We start from the raw sequence: 23,395 nt of genomic DNA, 5'->3' as shown, positions 1-23,395 counted from the left end.
TAAAGATCTTAATCTAAGATCTAGTCGTTTAATTCAATTGCTCATACATAATTTTACTGCGGACTAACTGCGCCAGTGTTTTTGCCCCTAGTTTCATCATTACGTGGGAGCGGTGTACTTCCACTGTGCGCTCGCTGATATTAAGATCTGAAGCGATAACTTTGTTCATCATGCCATCGGTCACTCTTTCAAATACTTCAAGCTCTCGGCTTGATAGCGACTCAATCTCGGTTTTGATTTTATGTTTATTAATATGTTGTTTATGCTGTTTATCATCAAGGATAAGTGCTTCATTAATACGGTCTATTAAGTGCTGTTCATTAAATGGTTTCTTTATGAAATCAATTGCACCTAGACGCATCGCTTCTACCGCCATTGGAATATCGCCGTGGCCGGTAATGAATATGATAGGCAATAGGCAATGTAGGTCGTTGAGTTTTTGCTGAAGCTCTAGGCCGCTCATTTTCGGCATGCGTATGTCTAATACTAAGCAGCCTGTCATATCTTGATGATATACCGTTAAAAAATCAGCGCCTGAGCTAAAGCTCTGAGCATTTAGATTGATAGATTCAAACAGCAGCTCTAATCCTTCACGAATACCTTCATCGTCATCAATTATAAAAACGGTTTGTTTATTTGTCATAAACGGTTCCTCTATCATGTATTGGTAAGGTAAACATAAAAACGGCTCCTGTTGGTGTATTGTCATGAAAGTGAATATGCCCACCATGCTCTTCCACTATGCTTTTTGAAATAGACAAGCCTATGCCTGTGCCATTTTGCTTGGTTGAGGAAAACGGTTTAAATAATGTATCTCTCATCTTCTCAGGTAAGCCAGCGCCCGTATCTGTTACTGATATCTCAACGTAGTTATCCATATTTAATTGTATTTTGACCTCTATTGCTCGGTCGTTCTCAATTGACTGCATGGCTTCCATTCCATTACGCAGTAAATTAAGCACAACTTGTTGTATTTGGACTCGATCAACATACACATTAAGAGATTGTTTACTGGTAATAATATTAATGGCTATTTTATGTAGACGAGCTTCAGACTCTGCCAGTTTACAAGCTTCAGTGATCATCAGGTCACAATCTACAACTTCTTTGGTTCTATTGCCTTTTTTGGTCATTTTTTGCATCCGAGCAATAACCGCGCTTGCTCGTAGAGAATGCAGACTTAGCTTTTCAAATAAGGCTGGAAGTCTGTCAAACTTACCACTTTCGCAAAAGTTTTTAGCGGTTTGGGAGAAAAGTGAGATTGCCGTTAGTGGCTGATTAATTTCATGTGCAATACCTGCCGCCATTTCGCCAAGGGCATTAACTCTTTCTGTATGAGCTAATTGTTCGGTATGCAATTTCGCTTGATCTTCTAATGCTCTTTGCTGAGTGATATTTCTAATTAAACCGACAAACATTTTATTTTCAGGGTTATCAATTTCACTGACGGATAAATGAATAGGGAATGTGGTGCCATCTTTGTGTTTAGCCACAAGCTCTCGTCCAATGCCAATAATATGAGGTTGTTTGCTTGTTAAGTATTGAGCTAAATACTGATCATGATGATCACTAAATGGTGCAGGCATTAAAATGGATATATTTTTGTCTAGTACTTCATCGTCCGTGTATCCAAATATGGTTTGTGCTGCGCGGTTAAAGCTTTTTATAAGGCCATATTGATCTATGGTAATAACCGCGTCAATCATGGCGTTGACCACAGCATCAGAAAAAGCATAACTGCTAATAAGGTCGGCTTCGGCCTTCTTAATAGACGTAATGTCATAAACAAAGCCTTCAATGACAACATCATCATTATAAATGGAGTCCACCGCTCCGCCTTTTTCCCAAACTAGCTTAATACCGTTGTTTTTGGTTTTAATTCTATATTCAACTTCAAAGCTGCTGCGGTTTTTAATCGCTGTGTTTATTGCTTCTTTTACACCTTGGTAATCATCTGAATGTATTACATCTTGCCAAAGCATTCGGTTATTTTTAAATTCTTCCCTGGAGTAACCCGTTAAGGTTTCACAACCATCACTCACTCGCATCATCGGCCAGCTTTGGGTATCAAAAGACTGGTAGGCCATGCCTGGAAGATTTTTTAGCAAATGTTCAACTTTATTAAGACCATCTTTTATTTCTACGCTTTTATTACGAGCGATTAAATAGGTATAAGCCGCCAACACAATTAAAATGGCAATAAAAATACCTAGTGTGATTATTACACCCATTACCTTGTAATGAACAACATATAAAAATTCATTATTAGGCGAAATATTAATTTGCCACTGGTGAGCTTGCAATTTGTACGAGGCCTTTTTATTCCACGAATTTTCAATAGTTAATGGGTCGTTTTGATTTGAATAAACAAGGTGCCCATCAATTAATAAACTGAAGTTATGCTCCTTCAGTAAGGCTGCCGGTATTACAGATTTAATGTATGGATCAAAAAGAAGTATGCCTGCGATAAAACCATGCAGTTGTTTTTTATTTTTAATTCCCGTAAAGACTGGCGAGTATATTCCTAATCCTTCACTGCCATGAATAGACTGGAGAGGGGACGTAATTATCACTCGTTGTGTTTTTTGCGCTTTTTTGGCCGCTGATAATGCTTCTGGTTGTTGTGCTAAGTCAAAGCCAATGGCTATCTCGTTGCCTTCCTCGGGAATTATTTTTCGGATGTGGAACGAGTTATCAATCCAGCCAATCGCTTGATAACCGTATTGTGAGTCATATAACGTTTTACTAATAGTTCCCCAGTTCTCACTTGGCAAGTGACTGGACGCCGGTGGCAGCTTAGATAATTCTGCAAGAAATATTATTCGTTTTTTTAAGTCGTCTTCAAGTAACACTTTAATGGTGTCGGCTGTACTTTGTGTCACGCGTTCAATGTGCAGACGTTCTTCAGAGTCGATATTAAATACTATGAACGCCATGAAGCTGGAGGCCAATAATCCAGCTGTTATTGCGTACCATAAGATAGCGAGCGGGGATGAAAAAGAGAGTTTTGTTTTTTTATCACTAAAAGTCATATTGGGTTAAAGCTAGCACCTGTGTAGTTAATTAACGATTACGCTCTGTTTAAACTTAGCCGTAGGCGTTTTATGGCTAGATGAATTATCTTACTTATTTATATAACAATTAACATGAAAGTTAATATGAGAATATAACCTAACATTATGTTTTAGTTAAGTTTAACTATCGAGTTTAGCGTCTTAATACAGAGCGATAAATACATGGATTTATCGTTTTATTTAATGGGTTACTATCTTCTATCTATCATGCCTGCGTCAAGGCCTAACTGAGGTATTTGGCTGTTAATTAAAAACATTAATTAAAGATTTAAGTTAATGGCTTAATGAGGGGGAATTTAAGTCTTACTAACACGATTATCAGGAATAACTAATATTTGGTTTAAATTACTCATTAATTCATATTTTAATGCATATTTTAAAGTGGTTAAATTTGATTTAAATCAATCACTTATCATTTCAAGTTGTGGGTTTCCACATGTACTTACGTGACATCACGAATAGTCTCGATTCAGTAGCTGATCTAGGATAATGACACACGCACTTCTAAGCGTTATTTATTTTAATATTGAGAGCTTTAACAGTCTTAATTCGTTAACTGAGGAAATTATCATGGGCTACGCAACAACCAATCCATATACAGGAGAAGTAGTAAAAACTTTTCCAGATGCTACAGATGCTGAAATTGTTCAAGCAATAGAAGATGCAAACAAAGCATTTTCATCTTGGAAAGAAACCTCTTTTGCTTCTCGAGCTAAAGTAATGCAAAAAGCGGCTGATTTATTACGAAATGACTTAGCGGGTTATGCCAAATTATTAACCCTAGAAATGGGCAAGATAACATCAGAAGCAAAAGCTGAAGTTGAATTGTCAGCTGCTATTTTAGAGTATTACGCTAACAATGCCGAAGCTTTACTTGCATCGCAAAAGTTGCCAGTTGCCGACCCTGCTGAAGGTGAAGCCGTCGTTGTTCATGAACCTCTCGGTGTTTTGCTTGCTGTTGAGCCTTGGAACTTCCCGTATTACCAGGTAGCTCGTATTATTGCTCCACAGTTATCAGCGGGTAACACTATGTTACTTAAACATGCTGGTATTGTTCCGCAAAGCGCAGCTGCATTTGAAAAATTGATGTTAGACGCAGGTTTGCCAAAAGGGGTTTTCCAAAACCTTTATGCCGCTCACTCTCAAACAGAAATGATCATTAGTCATCCGTTAGTTCGTGGTGTTGCACTTACTGGCTCTGAAGGGGCTGGTGCCATCGTTGCGGCCGCTGCAGGTAAAGCACTTAAAAAATCCACATTGGAACTTGGCGGAGCAGATGCATTTGTTGTGCTTGCTGATGCCGATATGGAAAAAACCGTTAATTGGGCTGTGTTCGGACGTCACTGGAATGGTGGCCAAGTATGTGTATCGTCTAAACGTATGATTATCGCTGATGAAGTTTATGATGACTTTGTTGAGCAGTACACAGCTGGAGTCGCTAAGTTACAAGCGGGCGACCCGTTTGATCCAGCAACTACATTAGCGCCATTGTCATCACAAAGTGCAGCAGATGAACTAAAAGTTAAAATTAAAGAAGCGATTAAGCTTGGTGCAACGGCAACTGAAGTTGGCCCTAAAGTTCCTAGCCAAGGAGCTTTTGTACAACCAACAATCTTAACTAATATTAGTGAAGAAAATCCGGCTCGCAATTGGGAGTTTTTTGGCCCTGTATCTATGCTATTTCGTGCTAAAGATGAAGCTGACGCGATTAGAATTGCCAATGACTCTCCATTTGGTTTAGGTGGCTCAGTGTTTACCTCAAATCCGAAGCATGGCTTAGAGGTTGCTAAACAAATATCGACTGGAATGGTATTTGTAAATCACCCAACTATGGTGAAAGCCGATTTACCATTTGGTGGTGTTCGTCACTCTGGTTATGGACGAGAGCTAATCGGGTTAGGTATTAAAGAGTTTGTTAACCATAAATTAATTGACGTTGTTGATATTGATGCGCCATTTTAACTAACCGTACTTTGGGCTGCAGTTTATTAATTCGCAGCCCATCAAATCGAGTTATTAAACGTCGCGATTAAAAGCACTGCTATTAAATAACAGACAATTGAAAATATTATAGGAATGATTATGACTAAGAAGATGAAAGCCGCTGTTGTCGTAGAATTTGGCAAACCTTTAGAAATACGTGAATTAGATATTCCATCACCAGGTGCTGGACAAATATTAGTTAAAACAGAAGCTTGTGGTGTATGCCACACCGACCTACACGCTGCAAATGGTGATTGGCCATTAAAACCAACACCACCATTTACTCCAGGTCATGAAGGTATTGGACTTGTGACTGAAATTGGTGAAGGTGTTACCAGTGTAAAAGTTGGCGATAGAGTAGGTGTTCCTTGGCTTTATTCAGCATGCGGTCATTGTGAGTTTTGTTTAAGTGCTTATGAGCCAGTATGTCCTGATGCTGAATTTGGTGGTTACACTAAAGACGGTGGTTTTGCTGAATATATTATTGCAGATCCAAATTATGTTGCGCATGTGCCTGCTGGTTTATCAGCAATACAAGCGGCACCAATTATTTGTGCTGGTATTACAACGTACAAAGGCATTAAAGAAACTGAAGCTAAACCAGGTCAATGGATTGCTATTTCAGGCTGTGGTGGTCTTGGTCACTTAGCTATTCAATATGCTAAAGCGATGGGACTTAAAGTCTGCGCGGTTGATATTGATGAAGGCAAACTTAAGCATGCGACAGAAGTTGGCGCAGATGCGGTGGTTAACGCTAAAACACAAAATGCAGCTGAAGCCGTTAAAGAAATAACTGGCGGTGGCGCACATGGTGTACTTATTACAGCGCCTTCGTTACCAGCATTTGAGCAAGGCGTTAATATGACCCGCAAACACGGAACTTGTGCTTTAGTCGGTTTGCCTCCTGGTGAATTCCCTACACCATTGTTTGATGTAGTAGCAAATTGCATCACTATTAAAGGTTCGTTTGTTGGTAACCGTAAAGATATGGCTGAAGCTCTTGATTTTGCTGCGCAAGGTAAAGTTAAAGCTGATGTTGAGTTACAACCTCTAACCGCTATCAATGACATTTTTGAAAGACTTGAGAATGGTAAAGTGCCGTCTCGTGTTGTTATTGATTTCACGCTTTAATTTGTAATAGATACGATGGATATTTGATTTTATTAAGCGGCTTATAAGCTTATAGAAACAATGCCATCGTATCTTTCATTCCTTTTTTTAGTATAAAACCAGCAAAAATCTCTAGATCCCCCCAGTCGTTAAAATCGGAGGCTATTAAATGAAAATCGGTGTTCCAAAAGAAATTCTCAAAGGTGAACGACGAGTTGCTACCACTCCAGATGTGGTGAAAAAATTAACAAAACTCGGTTTTGATGTTGCCATTGAAACCTGTGCAGGAGAAGCCGCTAATTACACAGATGATGCATATATTGATGCTGGCTGTGAAATAGTGAACTCAGCAAAAGCGTTATGGCAGCAGTCTGATATTGTACTCAAAGTACAAGCGCCAGAAGCGGAAGAAAGTGCTTTATTAAAAAGCGGACAAACCTTGATCTGTTTTTTATGGCCTGCACAAAATCCAAAAATGTTAAAAGAATTAACCGAACGTGGTGTAACAGCAATCGCGATTGATAGCATCCCTCGTATATCTCGTGCACAAAAAATGGATGCACGTAGTTCCATGGCTAATATATCTGGCTATCGAGCAATAGTAGAAGCTGCACAACACTTTGGGCGCTTTTTTACCGGGCAAATAACAGCGGCAGGAAAAGTAGCCCCAGCTAAAGTTTTGGTTATTGGCGCTGGTGTTGCTGGCTTAGCCGCTATTGGTGCGGCAAAAAGTATGGGCGCAATCGTTCGCTCATTTGATAGCCGAGCGGAAGTTAAAGAGCAAATTGAAAGTATGGACGCCGAGTTTCTAATGCTCGACTTTAAAGACGAAGATGGCTCTGGTGAAGGCGGTTATGCCAAAGTAATGAGTGATGAATTCACTAAAGCGGAAATGGCATTGTTTGCAGCACAAGCTAAAGACGTTGATATTATTGTAACTACGGCTCTCATTCCTGGAAAACCAGCACCTAAACTGATCACCAGCGACATGGTTGCCTCGATGAAACACGGCAGCGTAATTGTTGATCTTGCGGCTGAGCAGGGCGGAAACTGTGAGTTAACCGTACCAGGCGAAGTAGCGGTAGTAGAGGGTGTTTCTATCATTGGGTATACCGACTTGCCTAGTCGTTTAGCGGCACAGTCTAGCCAACTTTATAGCAACAACTTACACAACTTGTTAGCTGAGATGACACCTGACAAAGATGGAAACCTGGTTATCGACATGACAAATGATGTCGTGTTAGGTGCAACCATTTGTCTTGAAGGAAAAACAACGTGGCCGCCACCAGCGCCTACACTCTCTGTTGCGCCCAAAAAACCAACCACAAAAACAGTAACGCCGGTTGTTGTTGAGAAAAAGAAATCAATATTGGGCCCTATTATTGGTGCGACGGTTGGTGCTTTAGCATTACTTGGACTTGGAGCCGTTGCTCCAGCTAGTTTTATGTCGCATTTTACGGTTTTTGTACTTGCTTGTTTTGTGGGATATATGGTGATTTGGAGTGTTTCTCCGGCATTACATACGCCCTTAATGAGCGTAACTAATGCTATCTCAAGCATTATAGTTATTGGTGCCTTGATTCAGATAAGTTCGACGGACGAGACAATTAAGTGGTTTGCCGTTTTTACTGTGTTGATTGCCAGCATTAATATTGTTGGTGGGTTTGCTGTAACACACCGCATACTCAAAATGTTCCGTAAGTGAGGTTGTCATGATTAGTACAGGTATTGTAACCGTGGCGTATATTGCTGCGATGGTTCTTTTTATTCTCGCTTTAAGCGGGTTATCTAATCAGGAAACTGCTCGTAAGGGCAATTGGTATGGCATTTCTGGAATGGTTATAGCGCTCTTAGCTACCGTTTTGGGCGTGGTTAGCCATAACTATATTGAGTTGTTCGTGGCATTGTTAATTGGCGGTAGCATCGGAATGTTAGTAGCTAGGCGCGTACAAATGACCGAAATTCCAGAGCTGATTGCTATTTTGCACAGTTTAATTGGGTTGGCCGCTATTATGGTGGGTTATGCTAACTTTGCCGATGCCTCATCTAGTTTTACTGGAATTGATTTAACCATTCATGACATAGAAACGTATGTTGGTGTACTCATAGGTGCTGTTACCTTTTCAGGCTCAGTCACTGCTTACGGTAAGCTTTCCGGCCGTATAGGTAGCAAGCCATTAACTTTACCAGGACGTCATATATTTAACCTCGCATTATTGGTTGCCGTGGTTTGGTTTGGTCAACAATTTGTGGCTGAGTCTGCAGTTGGTGGTGGTCTGTTACCTCTGATCATTATGATAGCTATTGCGCTAGTTTTTGGTATTCATATGGTTATGGCGATTGGCGGTGCTGATATGCCAGTGGTTATCTCTATGTTAAATAGTTATTCAGGTTGGGCTGCAGCCGCTACAGGCTTTATGTTGAACAATGATCTGTTAATCGTTATTGGTGCGCTTGTTGGCTCAAGCGGTGCTATTTTGAGTTACATTATGTGTAAAGCAATGAATAGGAACTTCTTATCTGTTATTGCTGGTGGTTTTGGTGCTGGCGCGAGCACAAAAGCATCGTCAGCAGGAGAGCAAGAGCAAGGTGAAGTAATAACAACTACGGCAATTGAAACCGCTGATCTACTTAATAATGCGAAACAAGTAATGATCATTCCAGGTTACGGAATGGCTGTGGCTAAAGCGCAGCAAGTTGTGTCCGAGCTCACTGGGAAATTACGTGATAAAGGTATTAATGTTCGTTTTGCAATACACCCAGTTGCAGGACGAATGCCTGGCCAAATGAATGTGTTGCTGGCAGAAGCCAAGGTACCTTACGATATTGTTTTTGAAATGGATGAAGTTAACGATGACTTTGATAACGTTGATGTTTCCTTGATCATTGGCGCTAACGATATTGTAAATCCATCCGCACTTGATGAGCCAAACAGCCCAATAGCTGGGATGCCAGTACTTGAATGTTGGAATGGTAAAACATCGATAGTATTAAAACGCAGTATGGCAACTGGTTACGCAGGCGTGCAAAACCCTTTGTTTTTTAAAGACAATACACAAATGTTATTTGGTGACGCTAAAGACACATTGAGTGCGGTTGTTGCCGCTCTTTAAACTTTTATAAAAACAAGCTTATAAAAGAAAACGTTTAAAAATAGCATTTGATAAAGCCGTGAATAACTTCACGGCTTTTTTGTTTACATTTAACCGTGAATGCCGTTTATAGCACCAAGCTATTGGCTTGGTTTTCGATAAACGCTTTACCTATTTCCAATCCATATTTGTAATCATTAACTATGTCTTGTTCTGTGCTACCTAATACTTTGGTTGCCAATGGTCTAAGCGGTCTTAGCGTTATTATTTCAACGTCGCTAGGAGGTGTTTTAATAAACCGCTCAGCTCGTTGATAAGCGCTTTCGTACTTATATAATATTTTGATAAACCTTGGGCACCGATTATTGGTACACAGTAAAGGCTTAAATTGCTTGATCTGTTTTGGAATAACATCTTCAGAGCCATCTGTAGTTCTGATCACCAGTATTTTTTTAGCACCAAGTTTGTAGGCTTCATTGACTGGGATTGGAGCGCTTACGCCACCATCTAAAAAACTGCCTCCGTCATACAAGTAAGGTATTGAGCTTGAATATTTTAATGAATTTAACCAGCCATCTTCTACCGGGTTTATTAACTTAGTGGTTAGTCTGGATGAGCGAGCTGCGGTAAAACGCACTTTGCGGTTTTGTGCATTGTTATTCGCTTGGGCTGAATCAAATTGATAACTTTTCTTTTCAATTTGCTTAAAATACCAGTCGAGATCCATGATGTTGTTATTACTGAAAAAACGCCATGGGTTAAAGAAGTTATCATTACGGGTTAAATCATGGATTAAACTGTAAGCATAACCTTTTTGTTTACTCACAAAGCTTGCTACATTTTGTGCCCCCGCTGAGGTTCCAATAAGAATTTCAAATGGGTTAAAGTTAGCTATCTGTAAGTAATCTAAAATACCGGCTGTAAAAGCGCCACGTTGTCCACCACCTTCAGCAACTAAACCTAGTCCATGGATGGGGGTTGTGTGATTAAGCTGTATGTCCTGTACTAATTTCATGAAATCTCGTAACGCTTATTGATGTATGAATAATAATGTATGAATAATGCCGATTAATTACGGCACAAAGATAATAATATGGCCGTGATGTTAAAGCTATTTGAAAGAGGTGAAGTTAATATTCAAAAAAATAGAATGATTAACATACGGCCTTATTATTTAATTCATTTGGTTTTAATAAACTATGGCTAATAGATAAAGGCTAATAGATTAAGGCTAATAGATTAAGCTCCAATAAACTATGCCCCACAATTAGCCAATAATAGAATCAAACAACTCTATAGTGACTGTATCTCCAGCTTGATGTCCTTGGTTTTCTTGCGCAAGTATAATGTAACAATTAGCCCGACTTATAGACGATAAAATACCTGAACCTTGTGCGGGTAAAGGCGTTACCTGTAAATTACCTTGTTCGCTAACCGACATTACGCCTCGTTGGAAATCCATCCTTCCAGCTTTTTTATTGATTTTACTGGTTGTGGTGGCATTTAACTGAGTGTTTGCTGTCGCATTAGCCCCCGCCATATATCTTAATGCAGGAACCGCAAGCTGGTGGAAGGTAACCGCCGCTGATACTGGGTTACCTGGTAAGCCAAAAAATACACTGTTATCTAGTTTGCCAAAGGCAAATGGTTTTCCAGGTTTAATCGCAACTTTCCAAAAGTCGACAGTACCAATTTCACTTAACACTTCTTTGGTATAATCTGCATCACCAACCGAGACTCCACCTGAACTAATAACGACATCAGCTTCTTGGTCTGCTTTGATAAACGCATTGGTTATGGCTGTTTTGTCGTCTTTTATAATACCAAGAGGAATAACTGACATATTTAGGCGTTGTAACATGGCAATTAATATTTGACTGTTGCTTTCGTAAATATCACCTTCTTGTAAAGGTTGGCCTGGCATTTTAAGTTCGTCGCCTGTAGATAACACCGCAACTTTTAATTTCCTAAATACTTCAATTTGACTTAATCCTAATGAAGATAATAAACCGATATCAACCGCTTTAAGACAATATCCCGTATCAAATAATACATGTCCTTGTTGAATATCTTCCCCAGCAAAACGTATATGAGCTTGGTATTTTGTTGGGTGCAGTAGGGTGATTTGTTTATCTTTAGTTTCGGGATTGATTTGACTGCTAACATTCTCCTGCATAATGACCGCATTAGCAGAATTTGGCACGACAGCGCCTGTCATAATTCGAATGCATTCACCGTTATTTAATTCAGTACCACCTAATTTACTTTTGTAAGGGCTGCCAGCCATAGATATACCGACAAGTTTGAATTGCTTTAATGGTGTTGAGTTTCCTGTTAAACCTGCCTGCAAAGAGTCATCTCTTATCGCATAACCGTCCATTGCTGAATTATTGTGGGCTGGGACTTGGATTGGGGAAGTAACTGGCTTAGCAAGGATACGCTGGTCGGCATCTTGAATAGCAATAAACTCAGTTTCTGTGATCATATTTACGTTAGTTAATAATGTACTTTTTGCTAATTCAAAAGGCATCAAGTTAGGTACATTGTAACAGTCGTTCATGGTGTTCCCTTTTAGGTTTAAATACGGTTTTAAGTAACGGATTGTAATTATTATTGGGCTTTACTTAGTTTAATTTTACTTGCTGAAATTTCATCATATCCCAATCTGCTTTATTGGTACACGATATGAATATTGAGGATGTCATTAAAACCAAACATAGTGATTGTAATATGCACACGTTCAGTACATTATTTATTCATCTTATTGATTTAATGTTGGTAATTAGCATTTAGCAAAAACTAAATAGTATGCACAGTTTTAAATTCTCACTTTTGAGCACTCACCTATAAGGAAATGTTAATGAGCACCAAGTCTACAATACCAAGCTTACCGCAGCATGATGATGCAGAGCAAAGAACAAAAAGAGAGTTCCAACTCTCAATGGCGCATACAACTTATAACTATATGACCTCGTATATGGAAGGTGTTCCAATTTCTGCCGACTTACCAGAGCAGGAAAAATTTAGTACAGCTTATGCAATTAAATTACTCCCAGTGTTTAAAAACATGGTAGAAAATTTAATTGTGGTGACTGAGCGTTTATTTAGAAAACAAATAACAGACGACATATCCACTAAGCGCATGGATGAATTGAAACAAGCTATTGATGAGCTTAGTGACGGTATTGATATTCGCCATATAGGTGAAGATATAAAAGCAATTAAATCTATATTTAGTGTTCTTGGCGACTTACCTGAGGCATTTAAAAGCCTTAGTCATTTACCTCAAGATTTAGAGAAAGCATTAAATGGATTAAAAGACTTAGCCGAAGATGCAATAGAAAAAGGCCCGACTGAAATATTAAAAAACACACTATTTAACGTGTTGAGTACTGAAAGCGGCCGAGATTATTTGCAAGCGCAATCTATACAAGATTATGAAGACTTATTTGAAACACTTTCGTTGCCTGAGATGCTAACGATACCTCAGCAAGACTGGATGGTCGGAGATGAAAAACCTTGTATGCAAGATTGGTTTTTTGGTTACTTACAAATCGCAGGATTTAATACAACCAACTTACGTGGTGTTCAGTTAACCAAACCTGCAGGTACTGAAATTGTAGAATTATCTAGTTTATTGGCAAAAATGCCAGTAACTGACGCCATTTTACAACAAGAAACTGGAATCGCTAATGTAACCTTGCAGCAAGCTGCTGAGCAAAAGCGGTTATTTGTTGTGGATTACGCTATGTTAGATGGTACCGAAACCACACCAGTACATGGTGAAGAACGTTATTTGTCAGCACCAATTGCATTGTTTTACTTAAATAATGATTCGCCTGCGGGTTATCCTCCGGCAGAAGACCACGGTGTAATGCAACCGGTTGCTATTCAGTTACAACAAAAATTTGATGAAGTTACCGCTCCAATATTTACACCAACCGACTCAGCTAATGCCGATGATCAACATCACTATAAATGGCGTATCGCTAAGTATTTTGTCAATGTATCTTGTGCAATTCAGCATGAATCTGTAGCTCATTTAGGCGATTGCCATTTAACGTTAGACCCTATGGTTGTTGCGACTAATCGAAAGCTTTCTGACAATCATCCACTTATGATCTTACTTAAGCCTCATTTTAGATTTACCATTAATATCAACAACAGTGCTTTGCACAGTTTGATCATTCCTGGTGGGGTGGTGGCAACCAATGTTGGTCCTAAAATAGAAGATACTTGGGAGTTGGTTCGCCAAGCACATTTGGCTTGGCAGTTTGATGACAATAATCCAGACTGTATATTTGATATCCGTGGAGTGGCGGATATTCCAAACTTTCCTTTTAGAGACGATACAAAGCTTCTTTGGCAAACCGTTAATAAATGGGTTGAAAGTTATATTTCTCTTTATTATCCAAGCCAAGACGATATGTTACAAGATAACGAATTACAGGCATGGGTTAATGAATTAGTTTCGCCAAATTATGCCAAGGTAACAGGGATGCGAGGATTAAAAGCAACCGGCAATCCAAAGCAACCTTATGTAATTGACGACAAAGATTATTTGGTTAAGATCATCGCGCAAATCATTTATATTGCTGGACCACAACATGCATCTGTTAACTATGCCCAATATCCACTGATGTCTTATATGCCAAGTGTTGCCGGAACTATTTATCAACCGGCTCCAGGTAAGAATACGGCTTTAGCGTCTGAGCAGGATTGTTTAGCTTGGTACCCGCCGTTAGACGTCTCTATGTATACCTTCTTGTTTGAGTATCTTTTAAGTGGGGTTCAATACGATACGTTCGGTCATTATTCTGAAGATCCTAAAATTCCTTATTTTAAAGACCGACGATTAACGTTTGCCTTAAGTAAGTTTCAAGAAGAATTAGCTGAAATTGAAGTGACGATCACTCGTAGAAATAGAAGTAGGCCGATGGAATATCCATTCCAGTTACCATCACAAATACCAAATAGCATTAGTATTTAATCGGTCTATCGTTATATAGATTTGTGGGCATATAAGTCAAAAACGTAAGCTACATAAGTGGCTTACGTTTTTTTATTTGGGGCTTTTAATTTTAAGTTTTTAAAACTAGGTTTTAGGTTGCACTTTAAATTCATGATCTTCTATTTTGATCACGGATGGCCCTTTTTCTACTTTAGTAATAAGGGAGTGTTCGGCAATAACAACAGAGACTTTTGGATAAAGTTTAGAGTTAGCAGTTACCGATACCATCTCCATATATTCACGGCGTTTGCCAATTAAAGCGTTACGGTATCCAGTATACTTTTCTACTTTTGACTGTAGTTTGGTTAATGCGTTTTCTAGTTTATGCTTTTTATCGGGATCGAGTGTATTGTTGTAATCATTTTCTACACCTTCTAAGCGAGAAATCATCTCGTGGATCCAATCGGCAAGTTCGATTTCTTTATTAATAAAAATATCATAAGTACGATTCATACTAATGTCGGTGTGCACATCAGATTCCGTGCCTATAACACCCGCTTCTAATGTTTTACACAGGAAGAATCTACAGCCCGTGATCAATCCACTCGGTCTATCACCTTGACCAACCACAACACTATTTGCTTCAACGTTACAGTGGCTTAATTGTTTTTTTACACTAACAATCGTTTTTGCTGTAATTTCACATTGATTGGCAAACGTTAAATTAATTTGTCCGCCAGATTGTAGAACACAAGTATAGTGATGTTCATTCTTTGAACCTTCAATAAGTCGACCTGATGCACCAGATATTATAGTTAATTCACCACCACACTTAATAACTGCAGACTCTACAAACCCACCAATAAATACATCGCCAGTGGCAGTCAGGTGCATGTCCGGTGACACATCGCCTTGAATGATCACACTACCTTTAAATTTAATATGACCTTTTTTAGGGTTAAGTTCAGGTAGGGTGAAAACATCATCAATAATCAAATCTTTACCGTCAAAGCGCACTAAGCCACTTTTGGTGGCAAGTAAAATATTGGGGTTCTTGGGACTAATTCTTACACTGTCATTAATAGAGAATTTGACATCGTTACCAGATGTGGCTGGAATTTTGTCACCATAAATATCAATGCCTTCTTTACCCGTTGTTAGTGGTACTTTTTCTAACACGGCTTGATTCACCGCAACGGTTTCTATATTACCTAAGTCTTTTAAGTCAGCTCGCCCCTCAGAGTCTACTTTGGGAGTACGACAAGCTTCTGAGAATAATTCAACTCTAGGTTTTAAATAAGCGTCTTGGCCATGAACGACGGGCATGCCTTTAACAATGGTATATTCGATGGATGAACCAGGTACTGAATTTTTACACTGTAAGAGTAATTCATCAATTAAAGAGGATTTCAAACCGTATCGGACACCGGCGTCGAGGCAAGACTGTTTAATGGTTTCTAAATCTAACAATTTGCCACCAACTCCAGTTACCACGTGGGCGGTAACAGACATTTTATCTTCAGCGAGTAATATGTTTATTTTTGCATCAATTGCCTTGGCCACTACCGCATTGACTTTGGTGTCAGCTAGCTTATCTTTTTTTATGCCAGCGAGCTTTGTATTAGCTGTTTGCACAAAGCTTTTTATATGCTCATGCAATATGCTTAAAGATGAATACTCAGAGTGTTGTATTTGTTTAACAATAACGGACTCTTCCAATGCCTCTGAGTCTTTAGTTAGAGTAATGATTAGAGTGAGTTGTTTGTCATTGAATTTATATTCAGAATTTTGCAATTGACACCTTAATAGTAAGACGTAACAAGCTTTATAGTGTTTAACATAAATCTTATAGCTAACTAATGTAAAGCCCTCATTAATATAAATATATTATAAATAACAAGTTTATCCATTTTTTTGTTCCACTTGTTGTTTTAAATGTTCAACCCACATGGCGGTTGCTCCGCAAATTGCCACTGGCATTACCAGTAAATTTAAAATAGGCACCATAGTAAAGAGCGAGATCATAGAGCCAAAGCCAAAGCATGCGGCCTTATTTTGACGTAATACATGACGCATATATTCAAAGCTGTATTTATTATTATCAAATGCATAGTCACAGTATTGAATGGCTAATACCCAGGCTATAAACAGAAACCAAATTATTTGACCTATCCCAGGCAGGATTAACCCCACTAGAAAATAACCAATAAAACGAGGGATAAAATAAATCAATTTCTGCCATTCACGTGACAGCGTGTGCGGAATCGCTTTAACAATGGCAACAAAGTTATCGCTGTCTGGCTTTTGTCCACTGAGATGTTGTTCGACTCTTTCTGCCAATACACCATTAAATGGCGCGGCTAACCAGTTTGCGGCTGTGGTAAAAAAGAAACTAAAAAGAAATAATAATATAAACAAAGCAACAGGATAAATAAGTGTGCCTAACCAACTCAACCAATTTGGTAAGTAGCTGATCATCTCATCAATATGCAAACCTAGTTCAGATAATAAGTAACCTATAGCGAAACTAAAAAGAATAAAGTTAACAATCAAAGGCACTAAAACAAAACGTTTTAATCCTTTAGTTTGGATCAGACTGAAGCCTGATAGAAAAAACTTAACGCCGTCAGTAAATGTCATGATGATGTATCCAAGTGAATTTGTTGTAGTATAAGGCAGGTATACGTCGATGCAATAATTAGAATGTTACAAATTACAACATTATCTGTTACAGTCTGCACAACTAAATTGGGTTAATTACATCGTTATTTAAAATGTAATTAACAATAATAACTCATTCATATTTCTATATTTTTCTCATGCGCCTAAAACTAATAAAACTTGCTGGCTTTAAATCATTTGTGGATGTCACTACGGTGCCATTTCCAGATCAAATGACGGCTATTGTCGGGCCAAATGGTTGTGGCAAATCAAACGTAATTGACGCGGTAAGATGGGTGTTGGGTGAAAGCTCAGCCAAAAACTTACGTGGTGACTCAATGACGGATGTCATTTTTAATGGGTCTACCAATCGGAAACCCGTTTCTTTGGCCAGTGTAGAATTGGTATTTGATAACTCGGATGGCAAATTACAAGGCAATTTTGCCAGTCGTAATGAAATTTCAATAAAACGTCAGGTTACTAAAGACGCGCAGTCGAGTTACTTTTTAAATGGCACTAAATGTCGCAGACGTGATATTACAGATATTTTCTTAGGGACAGGTCTTGGTCCTAGAAGTTATGCCATTATAGAACAAGGTATGATCTCCAGACTGATAGAGTCTAAGCCACAAGAGCTTCGTATTTTTATTGAAGAAGCTGCAGGTATTTCAAAGTACAAAGAACGTCGTCGAGAGACAGAAACTCGGATAAAACATACCAGAGAAAACTTATTACGCTTAGAAGATGTTAGGCAAGAGCTGTCGGTACAGATTGACAAGTTGCAGCGCCAGGCCGCTACAGCAAAACGTTTTAAACAATTAAAAGCCAAAGAAAGACAGTACAAAGGTGAGTTATATGCGCTTAAATGGCATAAATATAATGAACAATTAAACCGGTTTGAAAAAGATAGATTAGAAAAAGAAACAGAACTAGAAGCTTTTATCGCTGAGCAACGAGGCGGTGAGTTAGGAATGTTGCAGCTGAAAGAGCAACATCAAGAGCTATCAGATCAGGTACAAGCTAATCAACAGTCTATGTATCAAGTTGGTAATCAAATTACTCGAGTAGAACAACAAATTGTTTTCACTCAAGAGAAATTACTTTCTCAGCAAGATGAATTACAACAACTACAAGATAACTTAGAACAATCTGAAACCCATTCAGGATTTGAACAAGAACGACTTGAAGAGCTTTTAGAGCAAAAAGAAACCTTTGCTCCAGAGGTTGAGTTGGTGGCTGAGCAAATTGAACAAGCAACAGAAACGTTACTGCAAAGTGAAGAAGAGTACGAAAAATGGCAAGCAGGCTGGCAAGCTCAGCAGCGTCGTGCGGCTAATTCCAGTCAATCAAGCCAGGTAATTCAAACTAAGTTGCAAGCAATAGAGCAAAATATCTCTGGTTTTAAACAGCGATTGTTAAACATCAGTGCAGAAATCCAGTCAATGGATGTGCTTGAACTTGAAAAACTGTTGGAGCAAAACAGCCAAAAAATAACCATCAGCCAAACTGATTTAGCTCAACTTGAGCAAAAAGAAGCTGAACAAAATGGTATTTATCAGCAAGCAGAAAATGACTTTTTACAAGTTAGTGATCAACAGCAAGAGATCACGCAAACCAGCAATAACTTATCGATTAAATTACAGAGCTTACGCCAGTGGCAACAAGAGTATGAGTCGAATGCCGGACAAGTTGATGATGCTGACTTAAATAGTCAAGGTATTGAATTAGTTGGTGATTTGTTAACACAATTGAATGTGCAACCTCAGTGGCAATTTGCTATTGAGACGTTGTTGAGCCATCACGGGCAAAGTAATGTTACCAATAAGCTACCTATAGGCACGTCTGGGCATTTTGTTTCTCAGTCAACCGAAAAAGCGCCGGTAGATTCTGCCGCTGCAGTTATTAAGTCGGGTGTATATCCGGATTGGTTGAATCAAGTTGCGATCGCAGAGACGGAAGCGGATGCAAAAGTATTACTGCAAACTAAACGTTGGAGTAGTGTGATCACTAAGTCAGGTGTTTGGTGTGGCCTTAATTGGCAAAGTGCTGGCTCGATTAACAATAGCGGTGATGTGAATGTCTTACAGCGTTTGGATGAAATAAACCAATTACAATCTCAGTTAGATGAATCTGAACAATTGAAACTGCAAATGTCTCAGCAAGTTGAAGATGCTTTAGCTGTGAAGAAGCAAACCTTAGCGACCTTGAACCAATTTAAACAGCAAGTGACTGATGCTAAATCGGCACTGCTTAATCTAGAGACTGAAGCTAGGTTACTTAAACAACAATTTCAACAAGCTCAAACCTCTCTGGATAAGCTAACGCAAGATGCCGAGCAACAGACTCTGCAGATAGAGCTTGAGCAAGAGAAGATATTAGAACTAGAGCTGCAATTGGAAGTACAACAAGATCAAGAGTTGGAGCTTCAGTCGCAACTTGACCAGTTAGAGCAGGAAAAACAGCATAAAGTTAATCAGCTAAATAATGCCAAACAATCGCTAGATGTGTTAAAAAATCAGTCTCATCAATATGCATTGAAAGCACAAACGTTAGACTCACAATACGAGTCAGTGCAACAAAATATTAATAGAGCGACGCAACATCAGAAACAAGTGAAAACTAAGCTGCAACAAATTACCGAGTCTCTGGACTCAAGTAGTAATCCAGTTGAAGACTTAAAAGCAGAGCTTGAAGAGTATTTGCTGCTTAGATTGGAAAGCGAAGAGCGTTTGTTAGACAAGCAGAATGAATTGGCATTGGTTGCCGAGAAAATTTCTCAGTTAGAACAAGGTCAGTCTGGCATTCATAAAAAATTAGATTCGATGCGATCTGAAATTGAATCAATTAAGTTAGACAGCGAAGGCGCACGGATACGAGCACAAAATATGCTAGAGACGTTAAAAGATATTGAACAACCTCTAAAACCTATTTTGGAATCAATGCCTGCTGAAGCCAATGAAGAGGAATGGCAAGCTGAACTAGAAAAGACCACACTCGCTATTTCTCGTTTGGGAGCTATTAACTTAGCGGCAATTGAAGAGTATGACGTTCAGGCTGAAAGGAAAGGGTACTTAGATGAGCAACATAATGACTTATTTAATGCGTTAGATACTTTAGAAAATGCTATTCGAAAAATAGATAGAGAATCAAGAGCGAGATTCAAAGAAACTTACGATAAAGTAAATGAAGGACTACAATATCTATTTCCAAAGGTATTTGGCGGCGGTTCGGCTTATTTAGCGCTAACTGCCGATGATATGCTTGAGGCAGGTGTCACTATTATGGCTAGACCTCCAGGTAAGAAAAATTCAACAATTCACCTGTTAAGTGGTGGAGAAAAAGCGCTAACCGCTTTATCATTGGTATTTTCCATATTTAGACTAAATCCAGCACCATTTTGTATGTTAGATGAAGTGGATGCACCATTGGATGATGCAAATGTCGGGCGTTTCTGTAAATTAGTTAAAGAAATGTCAGACACAGTACAGTTTATTTTTATTAGTCATAATAAAGTAGCGATGGAAATGGCGACGCATTTAACAGGTGTGACTATGCAAGAACCTGGTGTTTCTCGTTTAGTTGCGGTGGATATTCAAGACGCTGTTAAAATGGCAGATGCCTTATAATGATAGTATGTAAGAGCAACGGTAAAGTAATTACAAAGGTAAGTAATAGCAATGGCTGAAGAACTAAGATTAGCGCTGATTTTATTGGGTACGCTAGCAATAGGAAGTGTGATTTTACATGGGATCTGGACTGTTCGTCGAACGGTCAGTGAAGAACGTAAAAATGCAAAAATTGAAGCTGAAGAAGCGGAACCTGTAATTGCACTTGAAGAACAAGAAATGCAAAAGTTAAAACTAAAACAAATGGAAATGAATTTTAGCGAATTGCAGTTACGTAAAAATGAACAAGCTTCTGACAGTATTCCAGTTAAAAAAATGAATTTAGACTCCATCTATCATAATGAGCAAAAGCCAAGCTTTGCTGAAGATGTAGAAGAACATGAAATGGATTTGGAAAATACGCCGCAGCAGCAACAGATGATTGATATTAGTAGTGTGGATACAGAAGACTCATTCACCAATAAATATGAAGCAGATGACGCTAGTGAGGATTATGGTCCGTCTATTATCTCAACAGATATGTTTGATGAAGAAGAGACGCAACAACAGCCACGCTTTGAACACAGACCTGCATCAATTTTAGTTGATACGCCTGAAACGCTAAAAGAAGCGCCTGAAGTTAAAAAATATACTGATGAGCCTCAGCAACAGAATATGGATACTCAACCGAGCCGAGTTGAAGCTAAAAAAGCTGAAGTTGAAAAAGTCGAAGAAAAAGTACAGGAAGACATAAAACAAGAAGTCTTTATGTTATTCATCGATAAATCTGAGGGCATGCCAATTGACGGAGCTAAATTATTACCTCTGTTGGTAACGTTAGGATTTAAATATGGCGAAATGGATTTATTCCATCGTCACCAAGATAATACCGGCCGTGGTGATATTTTATTTAGCTTAGCTAATATGTACAACCCTGGAACCTTCGATATTGATAATATGGAACAAGTAACGACAAGAGGGCTAACTATATTTATGACCTTGCCTAATAGCGCTGAGCCTCTTCCTACCTTCAATATGATGCATAATGCGGCTAAAAAAATAGCGGATGAATTCTCAGCTAAAGTTTTAGATGATCAAAGGCGTCCATTAGATGTGGCGATTGTGAGAAGTTACGTAGAGCGTATCAGAAGATTCTGAGCTGTAATTTAACTTTCATGTGTGGGATTAGTCTCTAGAAAAACTAGATTTATGATGATTAAGTTTTGTTATAACTGAAAGCCTAATATTAACAATTAGGCTTTGAGGCTAGGACCAATAGAAGAGTTTGTATTTTTCTGGCCATAAGCATTGTACGTAGGGTTTTTAGAACCACCGATAAGTAATTGTTTTACCTTCGATAGGGTTATTTGATTCTGTGTTGCTGTTAGATAGATAACTTCATTTGTATGCTTACATTTCAATAATAAATCATTTATTTCATTTTTAAGCGTAGAAAAAAACTCCGGTGTAGTATTAATAATTTCTACGTATTTTTCATTATTCAATAATTTGTCAGCATTGGTTATCGCTTCCAAATGAAGTTCTTTCTTTTTTGAAATCTCTAAAATGAGGTTGCCGTCTCTATTTTTCACCGCTTCCAATTCTTCATCCAATATATTTTGCATTTGTTCCAAACGCAATTTTTGAGTGTTAAATTGTTTAGTGACTTGGGTCAACAAATCATTTTGTTCAGTCATTTTTATAACTCGAATTCAAACGCCGCTAGTTTTGATGCTAGACGATCATAATTAATAGAATACTGGCCATCTGAAAGAGCCTGTTTAATATCATTAACTTTTTTGCTGTCAAATGCATCAGTATCGCCAATGCGCTTTTGCAACTCTTTAAGTTGATTAGCCTGTGGTGTTAATGCCACAGAGTCTTTATTAACAGATTTCATTGAATCAGTTTGACTAGATTGTTTAGCAGACTCTAACTTAGTTTGCTCAAGTTGCTGATCTTTTTGTTGGTACACAGCACTGTTAGCGCTATTAAAACCATTGTTTTTTATATTGTTTACCATAACTACACCCATAGTTTTATTTTATCTCACCAGATATATCGGCTCTGGTTACGTAAACTTTAGCATTTTATTTACAAGTTTACGTATATTTCTCTTAAATCACCAATAACACCTTTAACAATCCTACTAGATGAGTTGTTTTTGACTTTAATTGACTCACCTTTTGAACCACTTTCAATTGCGGTACCTGAGGTTTTAATCATCATGGTGCTGTTTTTCGCTATGATAGAAACGTCGTCACCTTTACAAACCAGACATACATCAGTTTGAGCAACTTGATGTCCTCGTTGTAAATTTCTTAACGCTCTTCCTCCAAGAATAGAGGTTAAATCTGTAGAGCTTTTATCTCTGACTCGGTTTATTTCTACCAGTTTCATTTCTATCATGTCTATATCGACAACAGTGCCTTTTGCTATAGTCTGATTTATAACTAAAGCTTCAATCATTTCTGAAGTTGAAACTTGCACAAATAGCTTCCATGGATTTTTTTCTCTATTACACATTACCTTAACTGGAAATTGTCGCGAAAAAGATCGTGTACTTGCAACGCTAAAGGATAAAGGTTGTTCGCATTTTTTTACCACTATTCTGCTGTCTAATGGATGAGCTACCACTCTTAAATTCTTATCATTATTGGGATTAAACTCTTGTTCTACGTAAGAAATAACATCTTTTAGTAATTCGTCATGTGCTAAAGAATTATAGCCTCTAGCCGATACATCAACTGATAGTATTAATGTGGTAAAGAGTATAATGTAAATTATTGTGATATTTTTCCACATATTTGTCACCTTTTTACTATGCTTTATCATATAGTTAAGTTCGCGCTATGCTTTGAAGCTTAGCAATGTCAAAATACTGGCGAATCGTCAGATTTTATTAGACAGTTATCATCG

The 23,395-nt window shown here is 38.3% G+C and carries 16 protein-coding genes; 7 read left to right on the top strand and 9 right to left on the bottom strand.

Annotation, left to right across the window (positions count from 1 at the left end):
* Nucleotides 1-28 precede the first annotated feature (28 nt).
* Both BTO11_RS15210 and BTO11_RS15205 read right to left on the bottom strand, forming a co-directional pair.
* Nucleotides 29-643 carry a response regulator transcription factor gene (locus BTO11_RS15210; protein ID WP_105053398.1) on the bottom strand — a complete coding sequence of 205 codons (615 nt, stop codon included), beginning with the start codon at nucleotides 641-643 and terminating at the stop codon, nucleotides 29-31.
* Nucleotides 633-2,936 (bottom strand): PAS domain S-box protein, encoded by a 2,304-nt coding sequence (locus BTO11_RS15205; RefSeq protein WP_105053794.1) that lies wholly within the window; start codon nucleotides 2,934-2,936, stop codon nucleotides 633-635. Before BTO11_RS15205 ends, BTO11_RS15210 begins: the two co-directional genes overlap by 11 nt.
* A 708-nt stretch (nucleotides 2,937-3,644) precedes the next feature.
* Here BTO11_RS15205 and BTO11_RS15200 point away from each other — a divergent pair.
* From BTO11_RS15200 to pntB, 4 genes are all read left to right on the top strand, one after another.
* Nucleotides 3,645-5,036 carry an NAD-dependent succinate-semialdehyde dehydrogenase gene (locus BTO11_RS15200; protein WP_105053397.1) on the top strand — a complete coding sequence of 464 codons (1,392 nt, stop codon included), beginning with the start codon at nucleotides 3,645-3,647 and terminating at the stop codon, nucleotides 5,034-5,036.
* 132 nt (nucleotides 5,037-5,168) lie between these two features.
* A complete protein-coding gene (adhP, locus tag BTO11_RS15195; protein ID WP_219846499.1) occupies nucleotides 5,169-6,188 on the top strand; it encodes an alcohol dehydrogenase AdhP in 1,020 nt (339 codons plus the stop codon).
* Nucleotides 6,189-6,336: 148 nt separating this feature from the next.
* Complete coding sequence (locus BTO11_RS15190) at nucleotides 6,337-7,872, top strand: Re/Si-specific NAD(P)(+) transhydrogenase subunit alpha (RefSeq protein ID WP_105053395.1); 1,536 nt, start codon at nucleotides 6,337-6,339, stop codon at nucleotides 7,870-7,872.
* Between the two features lie 10 nt (nucleotides 7,873-7,882).
* Complete coding sequence (gene pntB, locus BTO11_RS15185; RefSeq protein WP_219846498.1) at nucleotides 7,883-9,280, top strand: Re/Si-specific NAD(P)(+) transhydrogenase subunit beta; 1,398 nt, start codon at nucleotides 7,883-7,885, stop codon at nucleotides 9,278-9,280.
* 106 nt (nucleotides 9,281-9,386) lie between these two features.
* Here the strand turns inward: pntB and BTO11_RS15180 are convergent, their stop codons facing one another.
* Nucleotides 9,387-10,274 (bottom strand): patatin-like phospholipase family protein, encoded by an 888-nt coding sequence (locus BTO11_RS15180; protein ID WP_105053393.1) that lies wholly within the window; start codon nucleotides 10,272-10,274, stop codon nucleotides 9,387-9,389.
* Between the two features lie 252 nt (nucleotides 10,275-10,526).
* Nucleotides 10,527-11,819 carry a molybdopterin molybdotransferase MoeA gene (gene moeA / locus BTO11_RS15175; protein ID WP_105053392.1) on the bottom strand — a complete coding sequence of 431 codons (1,293 nt, stop codon included), beginning with the start codon at nucleotides 11,817-11,819 and terminating at the stop codon, nucleotides 10,527-10,529.
* Between the two features lie 300 nt (nucleotides 11,820-12,119).
* On the opposite strand from moeA, the gene BTO11_RS15170 reads away from it, so the two are divergent.
* Nucleotides 12,120-14,249, top strand: a complete 2,130-nt coding sequence (locus BTO11_RS15170) for a lipoxygenase family protein (protein WP_181135932.1) — start codon at nucleotides 12,120-12,122, stop codon at nucleotides 14,247-14,249.
* A 105-nt stretch (nucleotides 14,250-14,354) separates the two neighbouring features.
* On the opposite strand, the gene BTO11_RS15165 is transcribed toward BTO11_RS15170, so the two are convergent.
* Nucleotides 14,355-16,004 carry a flagellar assembly protein A gene (locus tag BTO11_RS15165; protein WP_105053390.1) on the bottom strand — a complete coding sequence of 550 codons (1,650 nt, stop codon included), beginning with the start codon at nucleotides 16,002-16,004 and terminating at the stop codon, nucleotides 14,355-14,357.
* A 108-nt stretch (nucleotides 16,005-16,112) separates the two neighbouring features.
* Nucleotides 16,113-16,850 carry a sulfate transporter CysZ gene (gene cysZ / locus BTO11_RS15160; protein WP_105053389.1) on the bottom strand — a complete coding sequence of 246 codons (738 nt, stop codon included), beginning with the start codon at nucleotides 16,848-16,850 and terminating at the stop codon, nucleotides 16,113-16,115.
* 179 nt (nucleotides 16,851-17,029) lie between these two features.
* On the opposite strand from cysZ, the gene smc reads away from it, so the two are divergent.
* Entirely contained in the window at nucleotides 17,030-20,497 is a 3,468-nt protein-coding gene (smc, locus tag BTO11_RS15155; protein WP_105053388.1) for a chromosome segregation protein SMC, read from the top strand.
* Between the two features lie 51 nt (nucleotides 20,498-20,548).
* On the top strand, nucleotides 20,549-21,634 hold the full coding sequence (gene zipA, locus BTO11_RS15150) for a cell division protein ZipA (RefSeq protein WP_219846476.1): 1,086 nt from the start codon (nucleotides 20,549-20,551) through the stop codon (nucleotides 21,632-21,634).
* A 95-nt stretch (nucleotides 21,635-21,729) separates the two neighbouring features.
* Here zipA and BTO11_RS15145 read toward each other — a convergent pair whose 3' ends face one another.
* The 3 genes from BTO11_RS15145 to flgA form a co-directional block, all read right to left on the bottom strand.
* Nucleotides 21,730-22,173, bottom strand: coding sequence for a flagellar export chaperone FlgN (locus BTO11_RS15145; RefSeq protein WP_105053387.1), 444 nt, complete (start codon nucleotides 22,171-22,173; stop codon nucleotides 21,730-21,732).
* Between the two features lie 2 nt (nucleotides 22,174-22,175).
* A complete protein-coding gene (gene flgM / locus BTO11_RS15140) occupies nucleotides 22,176-22,499 on the bottom strand; it encodes a flagellar biosynthesis anti-sigma factor FlgM (RefSeq protein ID WP_181135931.1) in 324 nt (107 codons plus the stop codon).
* A 71-nt stretch (nucleotides 22,500-22,570) separates the two neighbouring features.
* Nucleotides 22,571-23,281, bottom strand: a complete 711-nt coding sequence (gene flgA / locus BTO11_RS15135) for a flagellar basal body P-ring formation chaperone FlgA (RefSeq protein WP_181135930.1) — start codon at nucleotides 23,279-23,281, stop codon at nucleotides 22,571-22,573.
* Between the last annotated feature and the right edge of the window lie 114 nt (nucleotides 23,282-23,395).

This window comes from Psychrosphaera saromensis (assembly GCF_002954545.1).
GTDB classification, from domain to species: Bacteria; Pseudomonadota; Gammaproteobacteria; order Enterobacterales; family Alteromonadaceae; genus Psychrosphaera; species Psychrosphaera saromensis.
The sequence above is the reverse complement of the archived record's forward strand: the minus strand, read 5'-3'. Positions and strand labels throughout refer to the sequence as shown.